Here is a 25523-nt window from a genome sequence, read left to right as displayed (position 1 = left end):
GATCAATGTTTTAAACCCGAAAGCTTATTTGCCACGGGCTTCGATAACGGCTTTAGCGACGTTACTAGGTGCTTCAGCATACTCCAGGAATTCCATGGAGTAAGAAGCACGGCCCTGAGTCTGAGAACGCAGGTCAGTAGCATAACCGAACATTTCAGACAACGGAACCTTGACGCGAACGGTTTTACCGGTAGCAGTATCTTCCATACCTTCGATGATACCACGACGACGGTTAAGGTCGCCCATTACGTCACCCATGTAATCTTCAGGGGTTTCGACTTCAACCTTCATGATTGGCTCAAGCAGAACTGGTTTAGCTCGTTTGAACCCTTCTTTAAAGGCGATAGAACCGGCTAATTTAAACGCCAATTCTGAGGAGTCAACGTCATGGTAAGAACCGTAGTGCAGACGGATTTTAACGTCAACAACCGGGTAACCAGCCAAAGGACCGGCTTTCAGTTGTTCCTGGATACCTTTATCAACAGCAGGGATGAACTCTTTAGGAATAGAACCACCAACGATTTCGTTGACGAATTCATACCCAGCGCCACCCGGTGGTAACGGAGACATGTCGATAACAACATGACCGTACTGACCACGACCGCCTGATTGCTTAGCGTGCTTACCTTCCACGTCCTTAACGGTATCGCGGATAGTTTCACGGTATGCAACCTGAGGTTTACCGACGTTTGCTTCCACGTTAAATTCGCGGCGCATACGGTCAACCAGGATATCCAAGTGCAGCTCACCCATACCAGCGATGATAGTCTGACCAGATTCTTCGTCAGTCCAAACGCGGAATGATGGATCTTCTTTTGCCAGACGACCCAGAGCCATACCCATTTTTTCTTGGTCGGCTTTGGTTTTTGGTTCAACGGCAACAGAGATTACTGGCTCTGGGAACTCCATACGTTCCAAGATGATCGGATTAGCTGGGTCACACAAGGTGTCACCAGTTGTCACGTCTTTCAGACCAATCGCTGCTGCGATGTCGCCAGCACGAACTTCTTTGATCTCTTCACGTTTGTTGGCGTGCATCTGTACGATACGGCCCAGACGCTCACGCTGTGAACGCACTGAGTTCAACACGGTGTCACCGGAGTTAACAACGCCAGAGTACACACGGAAGAACGTCAAGTTACCCACAAACGGGTCGGTTGCAATTTTGAACGCCAGTGCAGAGAACGGCTCTTTGTCGTCTGAGTGACGAACTGCCGGAGTATCTTTACCATCGTCCAAAATACCGTTGATTGCTTCAACGTCAGTTGGTGCTGGCAGATAGTCGATAACTGCATCCAGCATTGCCTGTACGCCTTTGTTCTTAAACGCAGAACCACAGGTAACCAAGATGATTTCATTGCGCAGAACGCGTTGACGCAGAGCTTTCTTGATTTCTTCTTCGGTCAGCTCTTCGCCGCCCAAGTATTTGTCCATCAGCTCTTCAGATGCTTCTGCAGCAGATTCGACCAGATTCTGGTGCCATTCAGCAGCCAGTTCAGCCATATCAGCAGGGATATCTTCGTACTCGAAAGTTACGCCCTGATCAGCTTCGTTCCAGTTGATCGCTTTCATTTTCACCAGGTCGATAATACCGGTGAATTTCTCTTCCGCGCCGATTGCCAGTTGCAATGGAACTGGATTCGCGCCCAGACGAGATTTAATCTGACCAACAACTTTCAGGAAGTTAGCACCCATGCGGTCCATTTTGTTAACGAACGCAATGCGTGGAACTTTATATTTGTTAGCCTGACGCCATACGGTCTCAGACTGTGGCTGAACACCACCAACTGCACAGTAAACCATTACCGCACCGTCAAGAACACGCATGGAACGTTCTACTTCGATGGTGAAGTCAACGTGCCCAGGGGTGTCAATGATGTTGACGTGATGTGGTTCGTACTGTTTAGCCATACCAGACCAGAAGCAGGTAGTAGCCGCAGAAGTAATGGTAATACCACGCTCCTGCTCCTGTTCCATCCAGTCCATGGTGGCTGCGCCGTCATGAACTTCACCGATTTTATGGTTTACACCGGTGTAAAACAGGATACGTTCGGTAGTGGTTGTCTTACCGGCGTCGATGTGAGCGCTGATACCGATATTACGATAGCGCTCAATGGGTGTTTTACGAGCCATTTGATTCCTCTATTCCTAGGACGTTCATTCGGTTAACACATGCGGGCTAACTATTAAAGCGCCCGCATGGTTAGCATAACTACTGCGTGGTGATTACCAGCGGTAGTGCGCGAACGCCTTGTTAGCTTCGGCCATACGGTGAACGTCTTCACGTTTCTTAACAGCAGAACCTTTGTTCTCTGCTGCGTCAGACAGTTCATTCGCCAAGCGCAAAGCCATGGATTTATCACCGCGTTTACGAGCAGCATCAACGATCCAACGCATTGCCAAAGCATTACGGCGAACCGGACGAACTTCAACTGGTACCTGATAAGTAGAACCACCAACGCGGCGAGACTTAACTTCGACAGTCGGGCGCACGTTATCCAGAGCTACTTCGAAAGCTTCCAGAAAATCTTTACCTGAACGCTGAGCCAGGGTCTCCAGCGCGGTATAGACGATTGCTTCTGCAGTAGATTTTTTACCATCTACCATCAGGATATTTACAAATTTAGCCAGCAATTCAGATCCGAACTTAGGATCCGGTAAAATTTTACGCTGGCCAATTACACGACGACGTGGCATGGAAATACTCCGTTGTTAATTCAGGGTTGTCCAAAACTCTAAGAGTTTATTTTGACATTAATGTGAAAATGTTTGGCCTTACTTAACGGAGAACCATTAAGCCTTTGGCTTCTTCACGCCGTACTTAGAACGTGATTGCTTACGGTCTTTAACACCTGAGCAGTCAAGCGCGCCGCGAACGGTGTGGTAACGCACACCTGGCAAGTCTTTAACACGACCGCCACGGATCAGGATCACGGAGTGTTCCTGAAGGTTATGACCTTCACCGCCGATGTAGGAGGTGACTTCAAAACCGTTAGTTAAACGCACACGGCAAACTTTACGCAGTGCGGAGTTAGGTTTTTTCGGAGTGGTGGTATATACGCGGGTACATACACCACGTTTCTGCGGGCATGCTTCCAGCGCAGGAACGTTGCTTTTAGCAACCTTCATGCTGCGTGGCTTGCGAACCAGCTGGTTAATCGTTGCCATTATTAAAAAAGCTCCTGGTTTTTTGCTTCGTAAACACGTGATAAATCCCCCTCGTTTGCACTACTGGCAGAGAACGAGGACGCAGAATTTTATGGCTGACTATCTAAGGTGTCAAGAAATATACAGCATTGACTGCATTACCATGCCAGTTGTTGCTGATGTTTTAGGGTCAAATCCACGAAGTGAGTATAGCCGATTAGCATCGCGCTGTCTGAAATTTGACCACATAAACCGCGCGCAATAACATCATCTTCCAATACAAATAGCGAAGCCGGGTTATTTAACAATAAGTTAAGACTTTCACTGTTTTTCAAAACTGCCATTACGCCATCTTGCAGAAATAGAATCGCATCTTCAGATGTGACCAATCTCAGCAATGCAGATAAATCGCAGTGATAAGGGGAATGACTGACGGTAAACAGCATTATGGCTACCCAAACCTCATTAAAAAGTCAGCACAACATCATAATTTGCCAATTGGCGACGCAAATTTACCGGAGATAATACCTCGACATCAAGTATCCAATCCGTCACTTCACTCAATCCGCGCTGCTGTAATGAGTCTTCACAAATATAAAAATTCTCGACATCGTACAGCGGTAAGACACCGAAAGTAGCAATATAGTTTCTGGCGAGAATTTTTTCTGGCTGCTGCTGTGGGAGTAATTGCAATACACCATCGGAAAGGAAGAATACGCCCAGGTTTTCACTCAGTGCAGATGTTGCCAGCAAAGCATCCAGCCCCTCGCGCCCAGCTGAATTACCATGCGGGCCTTGGGTGAAAACAAAAGCGACACATTTCATTGCCATTAAAATTGCACCATACGGTCACAGGTTAATGCTGCTTCTGCCAACGCACCCAGCCCACTCAAAGTAAAACCGGGTTGCAGATTTGCCGCCACCAAATTGAGTTGCTCGGCTTCATGTTGGTCAGTAACACCACGGCGCAATGCCGCCGCCACACACACATTCAATATGACAGCATGCTCGTTCGCTAATTGTTGCCATGCGCGAACCAAGTCAAATTCATCATTGGCAGGGGCGGTTAATTGGTTAGCATTCAAAACGCCTTCGCGATAGAAAAAAACACTAACCAAATGGTGACCTGAGTTTATCAGCGCTTGTGCAAACTGATAGGCACTGCTGGCCTGCTGGGTGCCATAGGCTGGCCCCGTGACCATCAGGCAGTATTTCACGCCCGACATTAACGCTCATGCCCCACAAGATCACCGCTTTTGAATTGGCGAATGTAGAGATAAACCGTGTGCTTAGAAATATTTAGCCGTTCAGCAACCTGGTTGATAGCATCTTTGATATCAAAAATACCTTTTTCGTAAAGGTTGAGCACCACCTGACGGTTTTTCGCATTGTTTGAAACATTGCGATCGGCATTCACTTCCTCGATGGTGAACTCCAGTGTCTGTGCCACCAGGTCATCAACTGATGAGGCAAAATTGACTGAGGAAGGAACTTCTTGTGTTTCCGGCGGCATAAACGTCTGAATGATTTGCGAGAAAGGCACATCCAGATTCATGTTGATGCATAACAGCCCGATAACACGCTGGTCGCGGTTTCGGATTGCGATAGTAACAGATTTCATCAACACACCACTTTTGGCGCGCGTGAAATAAGCTCTTGAAACACTGCTGTCGGCACCGGCCATATCATGCAGCATCCGCAGCGCAAGGTCAGTTATAGGAGAACCAATCTGTCGGCCTGTGTGTTCGCCATTCGCAATTCTTACCGCTGAGCTTTTCAGGTCTTCCAGTGAATGCAGGACAATTTCACAATGGCTGCCAATAAGCATCGCCAAGCCATCAACGATAGCTTCGTATGATTTGAGTATTTCATGGTCCGTCTGACTGAACGGACGTTCATCCAGTAAATCCAGTTCACTGGTTTCGCTACTGAGAAGCGAATTAGACATCGAAGACACCATCCTCTACGTAAAGCCTGTCTCAATACCGTTGGCAGACTCATAACTCAATATCCTGAATTTTAAGTCTAGCAAATATGCCGAGATAAAATCCTTGCGTTCGCGCGTGATCTTGACGTTAAGCCCACAAGCCATAAATCGTCAAGTTATCAACGAGCAGAAGTGCAAATTGATATACCGAAAAAAAAACCGCCACGACAATTATCGCGGCGGTCATCAGTATAACCAGTACTCAGCTACGACAGCGAATAAGCTAAATTACTTCTTAGCTTTTGCGTCCGCAGCAGCTGGCTGTTCTTCTTGGGCATCAGCTTTAGGTGCCGCTTTAACATCCAACAGCTCTACATCAAATACCAGAGTAGAGTTAGCAGGGATGCCTGGGACGCCAGTTTTGCCATAAGCTAGTTCTGGTGGGATAACCAGAGTGATCTTGCCGCCTTTCTTGATTTGCTTCAGGCCTTCGGTCCAGCCTGGGATAACGCCATCAAGACGGAAAGACAGTGGCTCACCGCGTTTGTAGGAGTTATCAAACTCAGTACCATCAGTCAGTGTCCCTTTGTAGTTAACTACCACGGTATCACTGTCTTTTGGTGCATCACCGGTACCGGCTTTCTCTACTTTGTACAGCAGACCAGATGCCGTTTTCTTCACATCTTTTTCTTTAGCGAAAGTTTCGCGGTACTTAGCGCCTTTATCGGCGTTTTCTTTAGCATCCTGCTCCATTTTGGCTTGAGCAGAAGCTTTTACGCGCGCTTCAAAACCTTGTAAGGTTTTTTCGATTTCTTCGTCGGTCAGTTTGCTTTTGCTGGCAAACGCGTCCTGAACACCGGCGATCAACTGGTCTTTATCCAGTTTAATACCTAGTTTCTCTTGCTCTTTCAGGGAGTTATCCATATAACGCCCTAATGATGCACCTAATGCATATGCAGATTGCTGGTCATCATTCTTAAATGCGCTGTTTGTCGTTGCAGCCGCATCAGCAGCTTTAGCTGTTTCAGCAGCGAAAGCCGCAGAGGTATTCAGGGTCAGCGCCATGGTGGTAGCCAGTAGCGTTACTTTAAACAGTGATTTCATCCATTTCTCCATTGGCTTAAGGACACTTACCCCAAGCAACGATTATAAGAGTAACTTGTACTATAACTGTCTGTGCGAACACAAAACAATCTCTATGCTGATGCTATTAAGTGATATTAAGACTTTTTTTACTACAAGAAGTTTCGTTTTATCGATATCTTGACCCTTGCGGGGTAATCATGGAGTTTTACAGGTAGAATCAACCCTCCCTACCTTTTCCATGTTATCACCAGATGGGAAGTGACCAAAGGGTATGGTTTGCAGTCATGAGAGGAAATTAAGATGGAACAATCCCTGTTTGAACAACGGCTGGAAATGCTGGAAAGCCGTCTGGCATTTCAGGAAGTGACAATTGAGGAACTCAATTTGATCGTGACGGAGCATCAGATGGAAATGACCAAACTGCGGGAGCATCTACGTTTATTGACCGATAAACTACGAGAATCTCAGTCATCCATGATGGCTTCGCCAGCAGAAGAGCCGCCGCCGCCCCACTATTAAGCAAAAAGCCAGCCGCGAGGCTGGCTTTTGACTGACCATGTCAAATTTTAGTAACAGGTCAGATTTTAGTGACAGCCACAGCCGCCTTTACCACAACCACCTTTGCCATGTTCATGACCGTGGTCACTTTCATCATGGCCGTGGCCGCCGCAGCAACCGTCACCATGTTCATGGTGATGATCATGTTCACCATGTACGTGACCATGTTGCAGCTCTTCTTCTGTTGCTTCACGGATAGCAACCACTTCAACGTGGAAGTTTAAATCCTGACCCGCCAGCATGTGGTTACCATCAACCACAACATGCTCATCTTCAACAGCAGTGATTTCGACCGGTACTGGACCTTGATCGGTATCAGCAAGAAAACGCATGCCAACTTCCAACTCATCAACGCCCATAAAGACGTCTTTTGGTACGCGCTGCACCAGATTTTCATCATAGCTGCCGTAACCTTCGTCAGCATTCACACGCACATCAAAGCTGTCGCCAGCTTCGTGGCCTTCGAGCGCTTTTTCCAAACCAGCGATCAGGGAACCGTGTCCGTGCAGGTAGTCCAACGGCGCGCTCACCGGAGACTCATCAACTAAAACACCGTCTTCTGTACGTACCTGGTAAGCCAGGCTGACCACCAAGTCTTTTGCTACTTTCATGATATCTCCTACCCTTGGAACAAAAATTGGCACAGATTGTAGCGGAAATCTGCACCGCTGTACTCACCAGCATAAAAAATCGCGAAGGATAACGCTACTCCGGATGGAAAATACCGATCACTTGTTCATGTGGCCGGACATGTTTCTTAACCTGCTCATCCGTTTGACGTTGATGGTGACCGCACTTAACACACTCCACCACTTCAACCTGATCTTCACGCCACAAAGCCAATGTATCCAATGCCTTACACTGTGGACAAACAGCACCGGCAATGAATCTTTTACGGGTTTTTGTTTTATTAAGATCGTTTGTCATCATTTTCTCCGGCATTATTCGTATTCATCCCAGCCATCTAACTGCCGACTTTCATGCAGCATTTCTCGTTGGAAAATATCTTCCAGTTCACGGCGGGCTTCTTTAACTCTGGAAATTTGCGCCACATCACCATGATGCTGCGGCACCAGTTCACGCAACATTCGCATATCAAGCCGCCGAAAATGTTGCTGCGCGCGATAGGCCTGATGGGGGTGCATACCTAATCCCAGCAATGTTTTACGCCCCAGTTCCAGCGCACTGGAGAAGGTTTCGCGCGTAAAGTCTTTGACACCATTTTGCAGCAGTTCATGGGCTTCAACACGCCCTCTGGCTCGGGCCAGAATGTGCAGGTTCGGGAAATGCTGCTGGCACAAATGTACGAGCGTCATGGTGTCTTCCGGCTCATTACAGGTAATAACGATAGCTTTGGCCTTTTCTGCTCCGGCCGCGCGTAGCAGTTCCAGCTCAGTAGCATCACCATAGTAAACTTTATAGCCGTATTTGCGCATCACACTGACCGCACTGACATCGCGCTCCAACACGGTAATGCGCATTTTGTTCGCCATCAGTAAGCGGCCAATCACCTGACCAAAGCGCCCAAAGCCCACAATAATCACCTGTGGATCATTGTCTTCAACAAAGGGTTTCTCGTCGCTCTCCTCTTGCGCGTTGTAACGACGCACCAAAATACGGTCGATACCCTGCATCAATAACGGCGTGGTCATCATTGACAGAGTGACCACCACCAGCAACAACGCCAGTTGTTCGGCATTTAAAACGTGTTGAGAGAATGCCGCAGAGAATAAGACGAAAGCGAATTCACCGCCCTGACTCAGCACACCAGCAAATTGCAGGCGTACCGAACGGCGCAAACCAAATGTTCGCGCCAGGCCATACAGCACCGTACCTTTGATAAAGACCAGCGCCAGAACGCCTAACAGGACATCGAGCAGATGAGTAAACAGAACACCAAGGTTCAAGGCCATCCCGACTGAGATGAAAAATAGCCCGAGCAGCAAGCCCTTAAAGGGTTCGATAGCGATTTCCAGTTCATGCTGGAATTCACTTTCCGCCAATAAGATACCCGCGATAAATGTCCCCAACGCCATAGACAAGCCCAAAGCATCCATAAACAGTGCCGAACCTAACACCACCAGCAAAGCCGCAGCGGTGAAAACCTCGCGCACGCCTGAGGCCACAATGTAGCGAAACAACGGGCGCAGCAAATATCGGCCACCAATCAACATACCGGCAAAAGCCGCAACTTTAATACCAATCTTGACCCAATCATTAGCAGCACCACCGCCACCAGCCAAAATAGGAATCAGTGCCAAAGCCGGGATAACCGCCATATCCTGGAATAGTAAGACCGAGAAACCGAGCTGACCGCCTTCATTGCGGTTCATCCCTTTTTCGCGCATCAGCTGTAATGCCATTGCCGTTGACGACATGGCCAAACCGATACCACCAATCACTGCGGCTTGCCAGGCAAATTGGGTGAAATAGAGCAATGCCCCTAATACTGTAGCGGTTATTACCACCTGACCTGCACCGACACCAAAAATAGAGCGCCGCAACTGCCAAAGCTTGGCTGGGTTCAATTCCAAGCCAATGATAAACATCAGGAAGACAACACCTAGTTCGGAGAAGTGGAGGATTTCGTCGACATCACGAATAAACCCCAATCCCCACGGGCCGATGGCGATACCGGCTATCAGGTAACCCAATACCGCACCGATCCCCAGGCGCTGCGCAATAGGAACCGCCACCACAGCGGCAAATAGAAATAATAAAATCGCGGTCAGTAGCGCCGAGCCTTCCATATTTAGTGCCCTCCTGTAGCTAGCGGTGACTGCAACCACTGCGCATAAGCTTGTGCATGGCTAGCCAGAACTTCCGGCTTTTGTCGCCGCGCCCAGTAAATAATCATCGGACTCATCCAATGCATATGACACATAGCTGCGGTCAATTCAAAAGGCCGCAAAATATCTTCCATTGGATAGCGGTTATACCCCCCCGCCCGATAAGCGCCCTCCGGCTCGCCAGTGGTAATCACTGAACGCCAGTATTTACCGGTCAGTGCATGCCCCCCCACCCCATTGGCAAAGCCACGCGCCAGCACGCGATCCAACCATTCTTTCAGCAAAGCCGGGCAACTGTAGGTATAGAGAGGATGTTGAAAGACGATAATTTGATGTTCACGCAGCAACTGCTGCTCATAGTGAATATCAATAAAAAAATCTGGATAATGTGCATATAGGTCGTGCACAGTGACATGTTCTAATTGCTGCACCGGTTGCAGCAAAACCCGATTAGCCACCGAGTCTTGTGACTCAGGATGGGCATACAACAGCAAAACCTTCGGTGGCTGCGACATCATTCCCCTCCAAAGCGTCGTCAGGGTCCGGTTTTTCCGTTACCATGCTTCGCAAAGACCAAAAAAGACTAAGATTTGTACCCACAGTCATTGGTGTTGTCAGTTGGCAACCTCAAGAACCCTGGGAGATAAATACCCTAAATAATTCGAGTGGCAGGAAGGCGGCAAGCGAGAAAATCCCGATGAGCTTACTGTGTTGTAAGTGATTCGGGTTATTGAGCGTAGCCAACGCACATGCGACTTGAAGTATGACGGGATAATTTAACATACTCTAAACATACGGCACTCTATGATTGTTTTTTCCTCGCTACAAATTCGACGTGGTACTCGCGTCTTGCTGGATAATGCAACAGCAACGATTAACCCTGGGCAAAAGGTCGGGCTGGTCGGTAAAAACGGCTGTGGTAAATCTACTCTGCTGGCGTTGCTCAAAGGCGAACTGAGCGCCGATGGCGGTAATGCTACTTTTCCCAGTAACTGGGCACTGGCGTGGGTCAACCAAGAAACCCCTGCACTGGATGTGCCGGCGATAGAGTATGTTATCGACGGTGACCGCGAATATCGCCAATTGGAGGCCGAACTTCAGGCCGCCAATGAAAAAAATGATGGTCATGCCATTGCAACCGTGCACGGCAAGCTCGATGCCATCCACGCCTGGACCATTCAATCCCGTGCTGCCAGTTTGCTACACGGATTGGGGTTTTCTCAAGAAAGTTTACAGCAGCCTGTGCGCTCATTTTCAGGTGGTTGGCGAATGCGCCTTAACCTGGCACAAGCACTGATTTGTCGCTCCGATCTATTGTTACTGGATGAACCGACCAACCATTTGGATTTGGACGCCGTGATCTGGCTGGAAAAATGGTTGAAAAACTACTCCGGCACACTGGTGTTGATTTCCCATGACCGCGATTTCCTTGATCCTATTATCGATAAAATTCTGCATATTGAACAGCAGACGCTGAATGAATACACAGGTAACTATTCATCCTTTGAACGTCAGCGCGCCACCAAACTGTCACAGCAACAATCGATGTATCAGCATCAACAAGAGAAAGTTGCGCATCTGCAAAGTTACATTGACCGCTTCCGTGCCCAAGCGACCAAAGCCAAGCAGGCCCAAAGTCGCATTAAAATGTTGGAACGGATGGAACTGATTGCTCCGGCACATGTAGATAACCCGTTTCATTTCAGTTTCCGCACACCAGAGAGCTTGCCTGATCCACTGTTACGCATGGACAAAGTCAGTGCTGGTTATGGCGATCGTACGATTTTAGAGTCCATTAAGCTCAATCTGGTGCCTGGCTCACGCATTGGTTTGTTAGGCCGCAACGGAGCGGGTAAATCCACCCTGATCAAGCTGCTAGCCGGAACATTGGAACCACAAAGTGGTGAAATCGGCCTGTCCAAAGGGATTAAATTGGGTTACTTCGCCCAGCATCAGCTTGAATTCTTACGAGCAGATGAATCTCCACTACAACATATGAGCCGACTGGCCCCCAAAGAGCCGGAGCAACAGCTACGTGATTATCTGGGGGGTTACGGTTTTCAGGGCGATCAGGTTACCGACCCGACAGCCCGTTTTTCCGGCGGTGAAAAAGCGCGTCTGGTGTTGGCTCTGATCATCTGGCAGCGCCCTAACCTACTGCTGCTCGATGAACCGACTAACCATCTGGATCTTGATATGCGCCAGGCTCTGACCGAGGCATTGATTGATTTCGAAGGTGCATTGGTGGTGGTTTCCCATGATCGTCATTTACTGCGATCCACCACTGATGATCTTTATCTGGTGCATGATGGCAAAGTAGAGCAGTTCGACGGTGATCTGGAAGATTATCAACAGTTTCTGGTGGATCTACAGCGCCAGCAAAGCCAACAGGATAATCCAGCCAAAGAGTTGTCCGGCAACAGTGCGCAGCAGCGCAAAGACCAAAAACGCCGTGATGCTGAGTTCCGCAGCCAAACCCAGCCATTGCGTAAGCAAATCATGACGCTGGAAAAACAGATGGATAAGCTCGGCAGCGAGCTGGCAACAATCGAAGAGCGCTTGGCAGATTCTGCCCTCTACGATATTTCCCGCAAGGCTGATTTAACCCAGTGTCTGCAACAGCAAACACAAGTGAAATCCAAGCTGGAAGAGACTGAAATGCAGTGGCTGGATGCGCAAGAGCAGTTGGAGAATCTCACCAAGCTGTTTGAAGCAGGGTAACCCGCTTTTCAAAAAAACACCTCATTAAGGATAATAAGGTTATGAGTAATAAGGATATTAGCGTGATAGTGCCGGTATTTAATTGCGGCGCTTATCTCGCACTACTCTTAGATTCACTGTACCAGCAGTCTGGTGTGTCATTGGAAATCATCGCCGTTAATGATGGCTCAACCGATAATAGTCTGGCGATTTTAGAAAACGCGGCACACCTTGACCCACGGCTGGTCATTATTAGTCAACCCAATCAAGGGCTTTCTGCTGCTCGTAATGCTGGTATAAGCCGGGCCAGCGCGCGCTGGGTTGCTTTTGCGGACGGTGATGATTGGCTTGCGCCCAATGCATTATTGACTTGGTTGCGGCAAGCTGAGCAACAACAGCTAGATTTACTGGTAGGAAATGGTTTCAGCTTTACCACTGACCCTTATTTCCCTCCGGAGAGCCCTTTGTTACATAAACAATTGTGGGGTCAAACACTTAGCGGCCAACAATGGATTATCCGCAGTGTTGAGCATAATGAATGGCCACATTACGCATGGCTGCAATTAATTCGCCGCGAACTCATTAATACCCACCAGTTGGTATTCATCCCCAAAATGCTCCATGAAGATATTCTGTGGACGACTCATCTGGCTCTTGTCACCCGGCGTATCGGTTTCTGTGAAACGCCATTCTATGGTTATCGTACTAATCCGCAATCAATCACCCACTCTCCATCAACCCAAGCCTTATTAGCTCGCGCCAATAGCTATCTCCATATTATCAAAGCGTTAGTTAGCCTTGCCAGAACGCAAGAGCTACCTTTACGCGCTGCGTTGTTACGTCACGCCAATCAAGAGAGCGGCCATTTTTTAGGGCTAATGCGTAAGAGATTACCCCCGTCACCAGAGCGTACAGCGTTAGCTATTGAGTTTCGGGAGCTCGGTTTACCCTCGGCTCTGTATCGGGGTGCGAGTAATATCCATGAATTTTGGCGGGCATTACGTTGTTCCGTGATTTTGGCACGTTTAGCACAACAAAATCATAACCCATAGAAATAGATAGACAACTTATACTTATTTCCGTGAATACTTAGAAGGTTTTAGTGTCTAATAGGCAATAAATTTTCGGTAGGAATAGGTGTAAATGCAGCGCATTTTGGTTATCCGGATAGATTTCCTTGGTGATATGGTCTGTACCACAGCGTTGTTGCATGCACTCAAGCAACGTTGGCCCGCAGCAGAGATTCATGTATTAGCGAACAAATACAATCAGGCGGTATTGGCTCGTAACCCTGATATTACTGCGGTTCACACCTATGTTTACAGTAAGCAATGTGAAAGGAATCAGCAGCCTGGCAGAATTAAGGCGCTCGTTAACCGTCTGGCACTGATTCGGCGATTACGGCGATTGCACTTTGATCTGCTGATTATTCCTAATGGCGGCATGAACAAAAACAGCATTCAGTTCGCCAAACTACTGGGTGCTACGGATTGTCGCTGGCATACCACTGAAAGTGAGTTCGACGATCGCAATCCTGACCATGTTACCAACCGGCCAATACGCCATGAGGCACTCTCAGGTTTCGCGCTGGTACCTGAATTAGGGCCAGTTGATATCGACGCATTGCAACTGCACATCTATCCAGATCCACAATTACAGGCTAAATGGCACACAGAATTAGGTGAGAAAAAGCGGCCACGGGTTGGCTTGTTCATTTCCAACAAAGCACCACAACGCCGCTGGAGTTTGGAGAAATGGCAACAATTGGCGCAAAAACTCAGTGATCAAGCTGATATCGTCGTGTTGTATGACCCAACAGACCCACCAAGTGAAGCACAGTTGGCCTCTTTTCAGGGCCGTTGCCTATTCACCCCCGGCGTCGATGAGTTTGTTGCAGCCATAAGTCTGCTGGATATGGTGATTTCAGCCGATAGTTCACCGGTACATGTCAGCTCTGCATTGCAGATACCGGTGGTCGCGCTGTTTGAATCACGGCCAGAAAAGTACTTGCGCTGGTATCCATTAGTGCGCCATGTCTTGTTGCATGCCGGGCCGCAAGTTGAAGACATCACAGTCGATGCCGTCGAAAATGCAGCCCGTTCATTGTTGGGCTAAAAATAAATTGTTGGGCGAAAAATAAGATAGCCCATTAAGGCCGAAATACTGGCTTATCTCCGAGAATCGTCGCTCGGTGCATAATCCGTCGCTGCGGTAGATAATCCGCATTGGCATAGTGTTGGGTGACGCGGTTATCCCAGATAGCCACGTCATCCTGTTGCCAGCGCCAGCGCACTTGAAACTCCGGTTTGGTGGCATGCGCAAACAGAAAACGCAGTAGCGCATCGCTCTCTTTCTCACTGAGATCCACTATTCTCGTAGTGAATCCTTCATTAACAAATAATGCCTGACGCCCACTCACCGGATGAGTACGTACTACCGGATGGAGCAATGGCGGATTCTTCTCTTTTGCCAGCAACCAGCGCTGATGGTCTTCTGGCGTTGCACGGTGCTTATGTTCGGGGAAAGAATGGGTGAAATCGTGCTCTGCCCGTAACCCCGCTAAAAGCTGTTTAAACGGTGCTGAAAGGGCTTCATAAGCGGCGATCCCACTGCTCCATAACGTATCACCGCCAGTGGTCGGCAATTGCTTCGCAGCCAGAATCGCACCTAAAGGAGGAGTCTCGATAAAAGTGACGTCAGTGTGCCAATTATCATTATCCGGCGGATTATTATCGTGCGTATCTAAAACAATAATCTCTTCACACTCTTTCGCGTGAGGATAAACCGGATGAATATGTAAATCACCAAAGCGCCCGGCTAAATCGCGTTGCTGTAACGGGGTAATCGGTTGATTGCAGAAAAACAGGACTTGATGCTTGAGCAAGGCATGATAAAGCTGCTCAAACTGGCTATCCCCCAACGGGCGGGCGATATTCACATTCTCAATCAGAGCGCCAATATGCGGTCCCAATGGCGTCACTACCAAACGTTCATTCATTGCTGTGCTCCATACCAAGGTGTTAACCGGCGCTGAATTGCCCGCAAACTTAATTCCATGCCAAAAGCGATAATGGCAATCACACTGATGCCCGCAATCACTACGTCGGTGGCGAGAAATTCTCCAGCCGATTGCACCATAAAGCCCAATCCACGCGTCGCAGCGATTAACTCAGCCGCCACCAATGTTGACCAACCGACCCCCAGCCCGATGCGAATGCCGGTTAAAATCTCCGGTAATGCGCTGGGCAAAATAACAAACCATAAAACCTGCCAGCGGCTGGCACCCAATGCGCGTGCCGCTCTCACTCGTACCTGTGCCACACTGCGCACTCCTGCCACCGCGGCCAAAGTGATCGGCGCGAATATGGCCAGATAAATCAGCAATATTTTTGACGTTTCGCCAATACCAAACCAAATCACCATCAGCGGCAGATAGGCCAGCGGTGGCACTGGGCGATAAATCTCAATAAGCGGATCCAACACGCCACGCACTGTGCTGCTCAGCCCCATAGCAATTCCGGTGGGGACACCGAGAGCTACAGCGGCTAACAGTGCAATTAAAATACGCCCCAAACTGGCGGCCAAATGTTGCCATAACGTGGCATCCATAAAGCCCTGTGGGCTGGCAATCACCAGTAACTGATGCAGAACCTGTTGCGGCGCGGGTAGAAATAACGGGCTGATAAGCCCAAGCGCCGTGACCGCCCACCACAGCGCCACCACACTCACCAAAGTGGCGATACTGAGCCACAATCCTTTCGTCGCCGGTAAACGGCGTACAGGCTTCTTAGCGTTCAAGGGCGCTGGACGCACGGCCTCAGGCGCAGATAACGGGGTGGCTTGTGGGCGTAAACTGGCGTCGCGTAATGTACTGTGCAGGCTCATATCAGGGTCTCCCGCTGTTGGAAGACTTTACCCAGCACATATTCGCGGCGGGCGATAAATTCAGGATCAGACTTAATGCTGCGGCAAGCTTCGCCATCGGCATAGCGCTGACCAAAGTTTAGCGATAATCGCTCGACCACCTGCCCCGGCCCCGGCGACAGCAATAGCAGCTCGCTGGCCAGAAATACCGCTTCTTCAATATCGTGGGTAATCAGTAAAATTTGTTTGCCGGTGTCACGCCAAATAGACAGCAGCAGCTCTTGCATCTGTTCACGAGTAAAAGCATCGAGCGCACCGAACGGTTCATCTAGCAGTAATAAGCGCGGATCCACCGCCAGCGCTCGGGCAATCCCCACTCGCTGGCGCATCCCTCCAGAAAGCTGCCAAATGTAGTGATGTTCAAAACCGGCTAACCCGACCCGATTAAGCATTTTCAGCGCGGTTATCCGTCTCTGTTGCTTGCTCAAACCAGCCAGTTGCAAGCCAAACTCGACATTGCTGACCACATCGCGCCACGGCAGTAAACCCTCATGCTGGAACACCACTCCCCGTTCGGCACTCGGGCCATGAACCGGAATATCATCCAGAGTGATGCTGCCAGCTGAAGGCTCCATAAATCCGGCAATCAAATTCAACAATGTAGTTTTGCCACAGCCTGATGGCCCCAATACCACGACCAACTGTCCGGATGCGATTTGTAATGACACATCCTGTAAGGCAGGTTTGCCCTGATATTCAGCCCACAGGCCACTGACATTTAACATGATGGCTCCTAGGACTGCGGGGTCGCCTGAACATCTTTCACAAAGCGGTCAGTGACGAAATCACGATAATCACTGGCAACCTGCGGGATCTTACCCTGTTGTTTGAGGAACGCAGCGGTATCACGGATAGCTTGATCCACCGGCTGGCCCAATTGGGTTATCTGATCGGCTACTGACAAGTAGGTGTTGCCTTTCACCAGTTCTGGCACTTGCTCTGGCGGAACACCGCTTAAGCGCGAAAGCTGGCTCAGATGTTCTGGGTTTTTAAGCCATTGATCCGGTTGTGCTAAATAAGCCCCTTGAGCGGCCAATGCACTGCGAGCAAAGGCGGTCACCACTTCAGGATGGGCCTGAGCGAAGTCCTTGCGTACCACCCAAACATCCAGAGTTGGCGCGCCCCATTGCCCCACTTGCGCAGAGTCAGTCAGGACAGTACCGGTTTTGGCTAATTCGTTGACAGCAGGAGCCCAAACATACGCGCCATCAATATCACCACGTTGCCAGGCGGCAGCGATAGCGGGTGGCTGTAAGTTCAGAATAGTGACCTGATCCGGCTTGATACCCCAATGCTTCAGAGCAGCCAGTAGGCTGTAATGGGTGGTGGAGATAAATGGCACGGCAATGCGTTTACCAATTAAATCCTGCGGAGTTTTGATCTCTTTTTTGACCACTAATGCTTCAGAGCTGCCCAGTTGTGAGGCCAACAAGAAAACCTCAATCGGGACATTCTGGCTGGCCGCAACAGCCAGTGGGCTAGAGCCGATATTACCAATCTGCACATCACCCGAAGCAAGCGCTCTGACGACACTGGAGCCACTATCAAATTTACGCCAATCCACCTTGGCACCGGAAAGCTTGGCAAAGCTGTTATCCGCTTGCGCGACCTTGGCCGGTTCCGCAGAGGTTTGGTAGGCCACTGTCACATCAACAGCATGTGCGCTGGTCGCCACCAATGACAGAGCCAACAGCGCCCCACCCGATCGCCAGATGCCACGTGCTGCGCTGGCAAGACTTACAGAAGAAAAGGTTATCGTCATGGGTTCACTCCGCTCGGTTAACAGTGTCATTCGCTTTTGTTGCGTGAAATAACAGTGATACCTGAAGGAGTAACACCGCTAAAGGAATAAAAAATTATTCTTTATTCCTTTAAGCGATAACAAATTAACTCACAGAAGAATTCTTATCCGTAACAAACAGTTAACTAAAATGTAATTTCGCCTTTAAGGAAAATGCGGGATGCACCTGAAATAAAAGTACGTTCCCCGGCTAAAGTGCAAAATAGCTCACCACCACGCGCGGATATCTGGCGGGCATGCAACGATGTTTTACCCAACCGCGCCACCCAATATGGCATTAATGTGCAATGAGCTGAGCCGGTAACCGGATCTTCATTGCTGCTCAGGGTAAAGTAGCGCGAAACAAAATCGACCTCATCACCCGGCGCGGTCACAATCACACCTCGGCCGGTATAAGCAATCAGCGCCACCAGATCCGGCTGTAATTGACGTACTTGTTGCTCACTCTCCAGCACCACCAGCAGGGATTTTGCCTGCCATACCTGTTGAATATCGGTACCAAGCAGGGCTTTCAGTTCAGCCGCAATCGCAATCTTCTCTGGGGGCAATGCAGGGAAATCCAGTGATAGTCGGCTAAAGTTGTCAGTATCGCGCTTGACATGTAAATCACCACTGGCGCTACGAAAACAGATATCGTGCAAACCGGGGTTAACCACGTTGAACATTACATGTGCCGCCGCCAGAGTGCCGTGGCCGCATAAATCCACTTCACGCTCTGGCGTAAACCAACGGATTGCCGATTTATCCCCTTCGTCCCAGACAAAGCTGGTTTCCGGTAAATTGATTTCCGCAGCGATACGCTGCATCTGTGCTGCCGACAGCGGTTTTTTCAGTAAATACACCCCAGCAGGGTTACCGGATAACCCTGTGCCGATAAACGCATCCACATGAAAATAGTTATAAGCCATTTATTAGTCCCGCTGAGTAATCAATGCCAAATAAGCAGCACACAGGCCGCCGTCAGCAAGCCCATCGCGATATTAAAGGTAAACCATGCCCGGCGACTGCGTAACAGACGGCCGATCAATGTTCCAAAACCCAGCCAAATGATTCCGGCCACCAGATTCACCATAAACATGCCAAGACTGATCATTAAGATCGAATGATTATAGGCCGCCCCTGCCATGCTGAAGCTGGCAACTGACCCTAATCCCATCAACCAGGCTTTTGGGTTAAGGAACTGCAATAACCACCCTTGATACAAACGCAGCGGTTTTGGTGGAACAACATTGGTTTCTAATTTTTCATAGGCCGAAGTGGCAATTTTCCATGCCAGCCATAGCAGATAAAGACTACCCAGGATTTTCAGAATTAAGTGCAAGGAGGGGTAGATCAGAATCAGACCACCGACGCCAAACGCCACCAGCAGCAGCATGCTTTGCATGCCTAACATAATGCCTAACATCAACCAGATAGACCGCATAAAACCAAAATTGGCCCCAGCTGAAGTTAACAGCATATTGTTTGGGCCAGGAGTGATAGCGGCAACCCAGAGAAAACCTACCATTGAAAGAAATAAACTCAGTTCCATGAGACGGGTGCCTCTCACCCAAAATGATGCGCGATATACCCATGAAGCTAACAGTGTGCTATTGATCACACAAGAGCAACAACATGATTTCCATTCACCATATGCATGAAATATTTCGTCCGCTGGCCGGTGCCAGCAATCCACATCTGCAAACGCTGCTGCCACGGCTGGTCAGGCGGCGGGTTCAACTGCAACCTTTTTGGCAACGGCTGGAATTACCCGATGGGGATTTTGTCGATCTAGCCTGGAGTGAAAACCCCGAGCTGGCACGGGATAAACCCAGAGTCGTGCTATTCCACGGGCTGGAAGGGAATTTTTACAGCCCCTATGCCCACGGTTTGCTGCGCGCCTGGCAAGACAAAGGGTGGCTGGGTGTGGTGATGCATTTTCGCGGATGCAGTGGCGAACCCAATCGTAAATCACGTATTTATCATTCTGGTGAAACAGAAGATGCCCGGTTCTTTCTGCGTTGGCTGCGGGAAAGCTATGGTCAGGTTCCCACCGCCGCGGTTGGCGTCTCTTTGGGCGGCAATATGCTGGCGCTCTACTTGGCTGAACAAGGGCAGTTGGCTGAGCAAGGGCAAGAGAGCTTATTAGAGGCAGCCGTGGTGGTTTCTGCGCCACTGATGCTTGAGCCTTGTGCTAATCGTATGGAACAAGGTTTCTCTCGCGTCTATCAGCACTATTTGTTGAACCAACTGAAGTTAAATGCCACCCGCAAGTTGTTGCATTACCCCGGAAGCCTGCCATTGGATCTGCCTCAATTGAAAGGACTGCGGCGAATCAAAGAGTTTGATGATGTCATCACGGCAAGAATACATGGCTTCGATGATGCACTGGATTACTATCGACGTTGCAGCGCTTTACCATTATTGCCGCAAATTACAACTCCACTGCTTATCATTCATGCCAAAGATGATCCGTTCATGACGGCTGAAGTCATCCCGAATCTACACGAGTTACCGGACAATATTGATTATCAGCTAACTGAGCATGGCGGCCACGTCGGTTTTGTCAGTGGCTCGTTAAAACATCCGCAAATGTGGTTGGAACAACGTATTCCAGCCTGGCTTTCCCCCTATTTGGAGCAACAATCATGATAATCCCCTGGCAGCAAGTCGACAGCGAAACGCTGGATAATCTGCTGGAAGCCTTTGTGCTACGTGAAGGCACGGATTACGGCGAACATGAGCGGTCATTGACGCAAAAAGTCGAAGACGTACGCCGTCAATTAGTCAGTGGTGAGGCCGTATTAGTTTGGTCAGAGCTACACGAAACTATCAATATCATGCCACGCGGCACCTTTCGTGCTGGAGCAGAAGAGCTGCCATAACCCATGCGTTGTCACCCTATCCTCTAAGTAAAATCAGGGTGACAAGCCGGGCACTTTGCCCTAAAAATAACCATTAACAAGAAAAAATAGACCGTTTAAGCCCGCCCACTGAGGATCTAACCCCATGGAGTTACAGCTAATATGTCAATTAAACATCCGGTTATAGCCGTCACCGGCTCAAGTGGCGCAGGGACAACCACCACCAGTCTGGCGTTTCGCAAAATTTTTCAGCAATTGAATATCCGCGCAGCGCCAATTGAAGGTGACAGCTTCCATCGCTATACCCGTCCTGAAATGGATACCGTCATCCGTAAGGCACGGGATCAAGGCCGACATATTAGCTATTTTGGCCCAGAAGCCAATGACTTTGGTCAGTTAGAAGAGAGTGTGTCGCAATACGGCGAGCATGGAACCGGGCGCTCACGTAAGTATCTCCATACCTATGATGAAGCCGTGCCCTATAACCAGATCCCAGGCACATTCACCCCTTGGGAGGCTCTGCCGGAACCCACGGATGTCCTGTTTTATGAAGGGCTGCACGGCGGGGTCGTGACCGAACATCATGATGTCGCAAAACATGTCGACTTGCTGGTCGGCGTGGTACCGATAGTCAACCTGGAGTGGATTCAGAAATTAGTCCGTGATACCGGCGAGCGAGGCCATTCCCGTGAAGCGGTAATGGATTCGGTGGTGCGATCTATGGATGACTACATTAACTACATTACGCCACAGTTCTCACGCACCCATATTAACTTCCAACGCGTTCCGACGGTTGATACCTCTAATCCATTTGCCGCCAAAGCCATTCCGTCACTGGATGAAAGTTTTGTCGTCATTCACTTCAGAGGTTTGGATCAAATCGATTTCCCCTACTTGCTCGCAATGTTGCAAGGGTCGTTTATTTCCAATATCAATACATTGGTGGTACCCGGCGGGAAGATGGGGCTGGCAATGGAGCTGATTATGGCACCGTTGGTGCAGCAATTGCTGGAAGGTAAGAAGATAGGCAACTGATTAAAGAATAAACCCATAACCTATTCAGCGAGGTTATGGGTCAGCACTTTTACGCGATGTCACGGATTTCAAAACTGTGGGTAATAGTCGCCGCTTTCCCCAACATTAAAGAAACCGAGCAATACTTCTCAGCCGAAAGCTCAACCGCACGCTCAACGATTTTATCCGTCAAGCCTTTGCCGCTGACAATAAAATGCAGGTTAATTTGCGTAAACAGGCGCGGTGCTTCTTCCCGGCGCTGCGAGGTTAACGTCACTTCGCAATCGCGCACATCGTTACGCCCTTTCTGTAAGATAGAAACGACATCAATTGCACTACAGCCACCGGCCGACATTAACAACATTTCCATCGGACTTGGTGCTTTGTCTCCAGCATTCCCATCCATTAAAACTTGATGACCTGAAGCGGACTCACCTAAAAATGTAAGCCCTTCAACCCACTTTACACGTGCCTGCATAACTCTTGCTCCCGGTTAAATTTTCCGATTCAGACTACCCTTTCATTTACAAACTGGCAATGTAACCCGATGTTCATCATGCTGAAGCGATACAACACAAGACACTAGCCTCATCCTGTGCTACAAACAGAACCGAAAGTATTGTTTTTAGAATTAAATAGGGTAGCTTCTCAATACTCAGTGAAGGGTTTCTATCCGGTACGTATCTTGGCTATACCTTTCGGCAGTTGAGCAAATTAATATGCTAAGAGAAAGTGTATTTTATAAGCACGCCGTACAGGGAACTCTGAGCCCTGTTAAGTTAGGCAGCGATAACAACAGAGGATAACAGCGAATGGTTCTCGGCAAGCCACAAACAGACCCGACTCTCGAATGGTTCCTGTCTCATTGCCATATCCACAAATATCCATCGAAGAGTACGCTAATTCACCAAGGTGAAAAGGCCGAAACGCTTTACTACATCGTGAAAGGCTCCGTTGCGGTGCTGATCAAAGATGAAGAAGGTAAAGAGATGATTCTCTCCTATCTAAACCAGGGAGATTTCATCGGCGAACTTGGATTATTTGAAGAAGGCCAAGAACGTAGTGCCTGGGTCAGAGCAAAAACTGCCTGTGAAGTGGCTGAAATTTCTTACAAAAAATTCCGCCAGTTAATTCAGGTCAATCCAGATATCTTGATGCGCCTGTCTTCACAAATGGCGAATCGCTTACAGATAACATCTGAGAAAGTGGGTAACCTTGCTTTCCTTGATGTGACTGGACGCATTGCACAAACGCTGCTTAATCTGGCAAAACAACCTGATGCCATGACCCACCCAGATGGGATGCAGATAAAGATTACCCGCCAGGAAATTGGTCAAATAGTTGGCTGCTCCCGCGAAACTGTGGGGCGGATACTAAAAATGCTGGAAGATCAAAATCTGATCTCCGCACACGGTAAAACGATTGTCGTTTACGGCACCCGTTAATTCCCTATAAACCGGTGCTGCTACCTCGGCACCGGTTTTCTTTTGTGTGATTAATAAATTTCTGGGGCCTACATGAAATGGCAACGGCTTATTTATCATCCTGAAGTTAATTATGCGCTCCGCCAAACACTGGTTCTCTGCTTACCGGCGGCATTGGGGTTTGCCGTGGGGGAATTGCGGCTGGGGTTGATGTTCTCCCTGATACCCGCCTGCTGTAATATTGCTTCGCTCGATACTCCCCATCAACATTTCTTCCGGCGGCTGATTGTCGGCGGGACACTCTTTACCTTCAGTAGTTTTCTGACTCAACAATTACTGCTATGGGATATCCCATTGCCGGTGGTGATGCTTGGTCTCGCATTAACATTGGGGGTAAGTGGTGCCATCAGCCAGCTCAATGGCCGGTTGCTCCCGGCAGCATTGATCGCCGCGATTTTTAGTCTCAGCATGGTAGGCCGTGCGCCTATTTGGCAAGCGCCGTTGATGTGTGCCGTGGGGACTCTCTGGTACGGGGTATTTACCTGGCTATGGTTTCGGTTATGCAAAGACCAACCCATCCGTGAGCCACTGAGTCAGCTTTACCATCTGTTGGCCGATTATTGTGATGCTGCCTATTCTTTGCTTGGTCAGCGCCAGAAAGCGGAAAAAATGATGCCAGCCCTGCTTGATAGGCAGCAAGGTATTATGGATAAAATTAATCAGCTTTATCAACAATTTAATCTACTACCTAATGCCACCAAGAAAGAACAAAAGCGGCTACTGATACTCTTTCAAATGGCGCTTGATTTGCAGGAACATATCACTGCGGCGATGAATCAGTCAGAAAAGGCGCAAGAGCTGATAGAGCAGAGTTCAATAGAAGCCATCCTTGAACGTAATGTACGGATTATCTCAACACAAATGCGTACCATCGCCGATAATATTCTCTATCACCACCGCGCGAAGACTCATTTCAGTGCCGGTGATGCGCTGGTCGAACTGGAAGAAGTTGCCCAGCAACATCCAGATAATCCGGTGGCACAATTCTGCTATTACCATATCAGCCACATTACCCAGATCCTGAGCGATCAGCGCCCGCAATATGACCGCGATTTGATGTCTAGCCAACTATCTCAACCATTCTGGCCAGCGCTTGTCGGCTATTTATCATTTAAATCCAGCGCATTACGTGATGCAGGCCGCATGGGCGTAACGCTGGCAGCAGGCAGTTATATTGGTAGCCTGATCCATTTGCCTAAACCTTATTGGATTTTACTCACCATCATGTTGGTGACGCAAAACGGCTACAACGCCACTAAAATTCGGATTCACCACCGCGCCATGGGCACTCTGATTGGGCTGTTACTCGCAGCGGCCCTGCTGCATTTTCAAATGCCGGAAGGGACTACGCTGAGCATCATGTTGCTCATCACATTGATAGCCTATCTGGTTCAGCGCAAAAACTATGGCTGGTCAGTCATCTTTAGAACCATCACTACAGTGTATATCTTGCAATTATTGACCGGAGAGGGTGCCGACTTTTTAGTTCCACGATTGCTGGATACCTTAATCGGCTGTGCGTTGGCCTTCGCCAGCGCACTATGGTTGTGGCCACAGTGGCAAAGCGGTTTGCTGCGAAAGAATGCGCATCAAGCACTGGAGAGTTATCAGAAGATCCTGCGCATCCTACTGAAATCTAATCCAGATATCGGGCAACTCTCCTATGAACGCATTCAGGTGAACAAAGCCAGCAATGCTGTCCTGAGCTCACTGAATCAGGCCATGCAGGAACCCGGATTTAACTCAAAATATTTGGCCGACATGCGCCTATGGGCCACCCATAGCGAACTTATTGTTGGGCATATCAATGAGATGACCATCCTGACTCGCGCTTATCCATTGGAAGAATCACCGCTAGAATCAGATAAACGCCATATTCAGCTGACTGTTAAATTGGCGGAAGAATATTTACAGCTTTGTGAGATGGCAATTCAGCAATGCCAGCAACGGCTGGAATCGGATAACAGTGAGGGGAATAACGATTTTGTGCAAATGCCAGACATCGATCCTGATACACAAATCTCTGAATCGGAACGTAATTTACGGCGAATCTTGTCACATCTCAGTGTAATGCATACCGTTTCATCTCTGGCATGGCAGCAACAGCCGCACCACGGTATTTGGCGTCGGCACAAGTTGTACAGCAAGGCGTAAAAATGAAGAGGCCAAAAAGCCTCAGACTACTGACGAAGTAAAATGAAGGGGAAACGTGCCGTTGGGGTCGTAACGGCGTAAGCCGTTGAAGCGCCC

28 protein-coding genes are annotated in these 25523 nt (G+C 49.0%); 9 read left to right on the top strand and 19 right to left on the bottom strand.

What is annotated here, in order from left to right:
* Window positions 1–24: 24 nt before the first annotated feature.
* From fusA to fkpA, 8 genes are all read right to left on the bottom strand, one after another.
* Window positions 25–2133 carry an elongation factor G gene (gene fusA, locus QSV56_RS13855; RefSeq protein WP_019084069.1) on the bottom strand — a complete coding sequence of 703 codons (2109 nt, stop codon included), beginning with the start codon at window positions 2131–2133 and terminating at the stop codon, window positions 25–27.
* Window positions 2134–2226: 93 nt separating this feature from the next.
* The gene (rpsG, locus tag QSV56_RS13850; RefSeq protein WP_002212324.1) at window positions 2227–2697 is read right to left on the bottom strand and encodes a 30S ribosomal protein S7; all 471 of its coding nucleotides are present in this window, start codon (window positions 2695–2697) and stop codon (window positions 2227–2229) included.
* 96 nt (window positions 2698–2793) lie between these two features.
* Window positions 2794–3168: a 30S ribosomal protein S12 gene (gene rpsL, locus QSV56_RS13845; RefSeq protein WP_002212323.1), complete on the bottom strand. Its 375-nt coding sequence runs from the start codon at window positions 3166–3168 to the stop codon at window positions 2794–2796.
* A 137-nt stretch (window positions 3169–3305) separates the two neighbouring features.
* Window positions 3306–3593, bottom strand: a complete 288-nt coding sequence (gene tusB, locus QSV56_RS13840; protein ID WP_005159826.1) for a sulfurtransferase complex subunit TusB — start codon at window positions 3591–3593, stop codon at window positions 3306–3308.
* Between the two features lie 19 nt (window positions 3594–3612).
* Window positions 3613–3978: a sulfurtransferase complex subunit TusC gene (gene tusC, locus QSV56_RS13835; RefSeq protein WP_019081505.1), complete on the bottom strand. Its 366-nt coding sequence runs from the start codon at window positions 3976–3978 to the stop codon at window positions 3613–3615.
* On the bottom strand, window positions 3978–4373 hold the full coding sequence (tusD, locus tag QSV56_RS13830) for a sulfurtransferase complex subunit TusD (RefSeq protein ID WP_221870541.1): 396 nt from the start codon (window positions 4371–4373) through the stop codon (window positions 3978–3980). Before tusD ends, tusC begins: the two co-directional genes overlap by 1 nt.
* Window positions 4373–5095, bottom strand: a complete 723-nt coding sequence (locus QSV56_RS13825) for a transcriptional regulator (protein WP_019084070.1) — start codon at window positions 5093–5095, stop codon at window positions 4373–4375. The genes tusD and QSV56_RS13825 overlap by 1 nt, the downstream gene beginning before the upstream one ends.
* A 267-nt stretch (window positions 5096–5362) precedes the next feature.
* Window positions 5363–6178, bottom strand: a complete 816-nt coding sequence (gene fkpA, locus QSV56_RS13820; RefSeq protein WP_019081508.1) for an FKBP-type peptidyl-prolyl cis-trans isomerase — start codon at window positions 6176–6178, stop codon at window positions 5363–5365.
* Between the two features lie 282 nt (window positions 6179–6460).
* Between fkpA and QSV56_RS13815 the strand changes: the two genes are divergently transcribed.
* Window positions 6461–6679: a SlyX family protein gene (locus QSV56_RS13815; RefSeq protein WP_005159809.1), complete on the top strand. Its 219-nt coding sequence runs from the start codon at window positions 6461–6463 to the stop codon at window positions 6677–6679.
* A 65-nt stretch (window positions 6680–6744) separates the two neighbouring features.
* Here QSV56_RS13815 and slyD read toward each other — a convergent pair whose 3' ends face one another.
* The 4 genes from slyD to kefG form a co-directional block, all read right to left on the bottom strand.
* A complete protein-coding gene (slyD, locus tag QSV56_RS13810; RefSeq protein WP_004391442.1) occupies window positions 6745–7329 on the bottom strand; it encodes a peptidylprolyl isomerase in 585 nt (194 codons plus the stop codon).
* Window positions 7330–7423: 94 nt separating this feature from the next.
* Window positions 7424–7645, bottom strand: coding sequence for a YheV family putative zinc ribbon protein (locus tag QSV56_RS13805; protein WP_019084071.1), 222 nt, complete (start codon window positions 7643–7645; stop codon window positions 7424–7426).
* 14 nt (window positions 7646–7659) lie between these two features.
* The gene (gene kefB, locus QSV56_RS13800) at window positions 7660–9468 is read right to left on the bottom strand and encodes a glutathione-regulated potassium-efflux system protein KefB (RefSeq protein ID WP_005174647.1); all 1809 of its coding nucleotides are present in this window, start codon (window positions 9466–9468) and stop codon (window positions 7660–7662) included.
* A gap of 2 nt (window positions 9469–9470) precedes the next feature.
* Window positions 9471–10022 (bottom strand): glutathione-regulated potassium-efflux system ancillary protein KefG, encoded by a 552-nt coding sequence (gene kefG / locus QSV56_RS13795; RefSeq protein ID WP_019081510.1) that lies wholly within the window; start codon window positions 10020–10022, stop codon window positions 9471–9473.
* Window positions 10023–10311: 289 nt separating this feature from the next.
* On the opposite strand from kefG, the gene QSV56_RS13790 reads away from it, so the two are divergent.
* The 3 genes from QSV56_RS13790 to QSV56_RS13780 all read left to right on the top strand — a co-directional run bounded on the left by QSV56_RS13790 (window position 10312) and on the right by QSV56_RS13780 (window position 14322).
* Entirely contained in the window at window positions 10312–12228 is a 1917-nt protein-coding gene (locus QSV56_RS13790) for an ABC transporter ATP-binding protein (RefSeq protein ID WP_005174650.1), read from the top strand.
* 41 nt (window positions 12229–12269) lie between these two features.
* Window positions 12270–13259 (top strand): glycosyltransferase, encoded by a 990-nt coding sequence (locus QSV56_RS13785; protein ID WP_046051820.1) that lies wholly within the window; start codon window positions 12270–12272, stop codon window positions 13257–13259.
* A 91-nt stretch (window positions 13260–13350) separates the two neighbouring features.
* Complete coding sequence (locus QSV56_RS13780) at window positions 13351–14322, top strand: glycosyltransferase family 9 protein (RefSeq protein ID WP_046051821.1); 972 nt, start codon at window positions 13351–13353, stop codon at window positions 14320–14322.
* A 34-nt stretch (window positions 14323–14356) separates the two neighbouring features.
* Here QSV56_RS13780 and tauD read toward each other — a convergent pair whose 3' ends face one another.
* From tauD to QSV56_RS13750, 6 genes are all read right to left on the bottom strand, one after another.
* Entirely contained in the window at window positions 14357–15205 is an 849-nt protein-coding gene (gene tauD, locus QSV56_RS13775) for a taurine dioxygenase (RefSeq protein ID WP_301212783.1), read from the bottom strand.
* Window positions 15202–16092 carry a taurine ABC transporter permease TauC gene (gene tauC, locus QSV56_RS13770; RefSeq protein ID WP_019081514.1) on the bottom strand — a complete coding sequence of 297 codons (891 nt, stop codon included), beginning with the start codon at window positions 16090–16092 and terminating at the stop codon, window positions 15202–15204. The genes tauD and tauC overlap by 4 nt, the downstream gene beginning before the upstream one ends.
* Window positions 16089–16856, bottom strand: coding sequence for a taurine ABC transporter ATP-binding subunit (gene tauB, locus QSV56_RS13765; protein WP_046051823.1), 768 nt, complete (start codon window positions 16854–16856; stop codon window positions 16089–16091). The genes tauC and tauB overlap by 4 nt, the downstream gene beginning before the upstream one ends.
* An 8-nt stretch (window positions 16857–16864) precedes the next feature.
* The gene (tauA, locus tag QSV56_RS13760) at window positions 16865–17893 is read right to left on the bottom strand and encodes a taurine ABC transporter substrate-binding protein (RefSeq protein WP_019081516.1); all 1029 of its coding nucleotides are present in this window, start codon (window positions 17891–17893) and stop codon (window positions 16865–16867) included.
* Window positions 17894–18057: 164 nt separating this feature from the next.
* Window positions 18058–18840: a PhzF family phenazine biosynthesis protein gene (locus QSV56_RS13755; protein ID WP_046051824.1), complete on the bottom strand. Its 783-nt coding sequence runs from the start codon at window positions 18838–18840 to the stop codon at window positions 18058–18060.
* Window positions 18841–18860: 20 nt separating this feature from the next.
* Complete coding sequence (locus QSV56_RS13750) at window positions 18861–19463, bottom strand: LysE family translocator (RefSeq protein ID WP_005159767.1); 603 nt, start codon at window positions 19461–19463, stop codon at window positions 18861–18863.
* 101 nt (window positions 19464–19564) lie between these two features.
* Between QSV56_RS13750 and QSV56_RS13745 the strand changes: the two genes are divergently transcribed.
* From QSV56_RS13745 to QSV56_RS13735, 3 genes are all read left to right on the top strand, one after another.
* Window positions 19565–20563, top strand: coding sequence for a hydrolase (locus QSV56_RS13745; protein ID WP_026018068.1), 999 nt, complete (start codon window positions 19565–19567; stop codon window positions 20561–20563).
* The gene (locus QSV56_RS13740; protein ID WP_046051825.1) at window positions 20560–20796 is read left to right on the top strand and encodes a YheU family protein; all 237 of its coding nucleotides are present in this window, start codon (window positions 20560–20562) and stop codon (window positions 20794–20796) included. Before QSV56_RS13745 ends, QSV56_RS13740 begins: the two co-directional genes overlap by 4 nt.
* 141 nt (window positions 20797–20937) lie before the next feature.
* Window positions 20938–21810, top strand: a complete 873-nt coding sequence (locus QSV56_RS13735; RefSeq protein ID WP_046051826.1) for a phosphoribulokinase — start codon at window positions 20938–20940, stop codon at window positions 21808–21810.
* 49 nt (window positions 21811–21859) lie between these two features.
* Here the strand turns inward: QSV56_RS13735 and QSV56_RS13730 are convergent, their stop codons facing one another.
* Window positions 21860–22267, bottom strand: a complete 408-nt coding sequence (locus tag QSV56_RS13730; RefSeq protein WP_004391459.1) for an OsmC family protein — start codon at window positions 22265–22267, stop codon at window positions 21860–21862.
* A gap of 334 nt (window positions 22268–22601) precedes the next feature.
* Between QSV56_RS13730 and crp the strand changes: the two genes are divergently transcribed.
* Both crp and QSV56_RS13720 read left to right on the top strand, forming a co-directional pair.
* The gene (gene crp, locus QSV56_RS13725; protein ID WP_002212297.1) at window positions 22602–23234 is read left to right on the top strand and encodes a cAMP-activated global transcriptional regulator CRP; all 633 of its coding nucleotides are present in this window, start codon (window positions 22602–22604) and stop codon (window positions 23232–23234) included.
* A gap of 72 nt (window positions 23235–23306) precedes the next feature.
* Entirely contained in the window at window positions 23307–25427 is a 2121-nt protein-coding gene (locus tag QSV56_RS13720) for a YccS/YhfK family putative transporter (RefSeq protein ID WP_050163318.1), read from the top strand.
* Window positions 25428–25523: the final 96 nt, after the last annotated feature.

It is taken from the genome of Yersinia sp. 22-579 (genome assembly GCF_030433455.1).
GTDB lineage: Bacteria > Pseudomonadota > Gammaproteobacteria > Enterobacterales > Enterobacteriaceae > Yersinia > Yersinia enterocolitica.
This window is presented reverse-complemented; position numbering and strand designations above follow the sequence as displayed.

Bases quoted from the DNA above. Each gene is read 5' to 3' on its own strand.
- QSV56_RS13780 (WP_046051821.1), top strand. From the start codon at position 13,351: ATGCAGCGCATTTTGGTTATCCGGATAGATTTCCTTGGTGATATGGTC.
- tauD (WP_301212783.1), bottom strand. From the start codon at position 15,205: ATGAATGAACGTTTGGTAGTGACGCCATTGGGACCGCATATTGGCGCT.
- QSV56_RS13755 (WP_046051824.1), bottom strand. From the start codon at position 18,840: ATGGCTTATAACTATTTTCATGTGGATGCGTTTATCGGCACAGGGTTA.
- QSV56_RS13805 (WP_019084071.1), bottom strand. From the start codon at position 7,645: ATGACAAACGATCTTAATAAAACAAAAACCCGTAAAAGATTCATTGCC.
- QSV56_RS13745 (WP_026018068.1), top strand. From the start codon at position 19,565: ATGCATGAAATATTTCGTCCGCTGGCCGGTGCCAGCAATCCACATCTG.
- tauA (WP_019081516.1), bottom strand. From the start codon at position 17,893: ATGACGATAACCTTTTCTTCTGTAAGTCTTGCCAGCGCAGCACGTGGC.
- QSV56_RS13815 (WP_005159809.1), top strand. From the start codon at position 6,461: ATGGAACAATCCCTGTTTGAACAACGGCTGGAAATGCTGGAAAGCCGT.
- fusA (WP_019084069.1), bottom strand. From the start codon at position 2,133: ATGGCTCGTAAAACACCCATTGAGCGCTATCGTAATATCGGTATCAGC.
- rpsG (WP_002212324.1), bottom strand. From the start codon at position 2,697: ATGCCACGTCGTCGTGTAATTGGCCAGCGTAAAATTTTACCGGATCCT.
- QSV56_RS13785 (WP_046051820.1), top strand. From the start codon at position 12,270: ATGAGTAATAAGGATATTAGCGTGATAGTGCCGGTATTTAATTGCGGC.
- kefG (WP_019081510.1), bottom strand. From the start codon at position 10,022: ATGTCGCAGCCACCGAAGGTTTTGCTGTTGTATGCCCATCCTGAGTCA.
- tusC (WP_019081505.1), bottom strand. From the start codon at position 3,978: ATGGCAATGAAATGTGTCGCTTTTGTTTTCACCCAAGGCCCGCATGGT.
- tusD (WP_221870541.1), bottom strand. From the start codon at position 4,373: ATGTCGGGCGTGAAATACTGCCTGATGGTCACGGGGCCAGCCTATGGC.
- QSV56_RS13825 (WP_019084070.1), bottom strand. From the start codon at position 5,095: ATGTCTAATTCGCTTCTCAGTAGCGAAACCAGTGAACTGGATTTACTG.
- tauB (WP_046051823.1), bottom strand. From the start codon at position 16,856: ATGTTAAATGTCAGTGGCCTGTGGGCTGAATATCAGGGCAAACCTGCC.
- tusB (WP_005159826.1), bottom strand. From the start codon at position 3,593: ATGCTGTTTACCGTCAGTCATTCCCCTTATCACTGCGATTTATCTGCA.
- QSV56_RS13790 (WP_005174650.1), top strand. From the start codon at position 10,312: ATGATTGTTTTTTCCTCGCTACAAATTCGACGTGGTACTCGCGTCTTG.
- slyD (WP_004391442.1), bottom strand. From the start codon at position 7,329: ATGAAAGTAGCAAAAGACTTGGTGGTCAGCCTGGCTTACCAGGTACGT.
- QSV56_RS13730 (WP_004391459.1), bottom strand. From the start codon at position 22,267: ATGCAGGCACGTGTAAAGTGGGTTGAAGGGCTTACATTTTTAGGTGAG.
- crp (WP_002212297.1), top strand. From the start codon at position 22,602: ATGGTTCTCGGCAAGCCACAAACAGACCCGACTCTCGAATGGTTCCTG.
- kefB (WP_005174647.1), bottom strand. From the start codon at position 9,468: ATGGAAGGCTCGGCGCTACTGACCGCGATTTTATTATTTCTATTTGCC.
- QSV56_RS13750 (WP_005159767.1), bottom strand. From the start codon at position 19,463: ATGGAACTGAGTTTATTTCTTTCAATGGTAGGTTTTCTCTGGGTTGCC.
- QSV56_RS13740 (WP_046051825.1), top strand. From the start codon at position 20,560: ATGATAATCCCCTGGCAGCAAGTCGACAGCGAAACGCTGGATAATCTG.
- tauC (WP_019081514.1), bottom strand. From the start codon at position 16,092: ATGAGCCTGCACAGTACATTACGCGACGCCAGTTTACGCCCACAAGCC.
- fkpA (WP_019081508.1), bottom strand. From the start codon at position 6,178: ATGAAATCACTGTTTAAAGTAACGCTACTGGCTACCACCATGGCGCTG.
- QSV56_RS13720 (WP_050163318.1), top strand. From the start codon at position 23,307: ATGAAATGGCAACGGCTTATTTATCATCCTGAAGTTAATTATGCGCTC.
- rpsL (WP_002212323.1), bottom strand. From the start codon at position 3,168: ATGGCAACGATTAACCAGCTGGTTCGCAAGCCACGCAGCATGAAGGTT.
- QSV56_RS13735 (WP_046051826.1), top strand. From the start codon at position 20,938: ATGTCAATTAAACATCCGGTTATAGCCGTCACCGGCTCAAGTGGCGCA.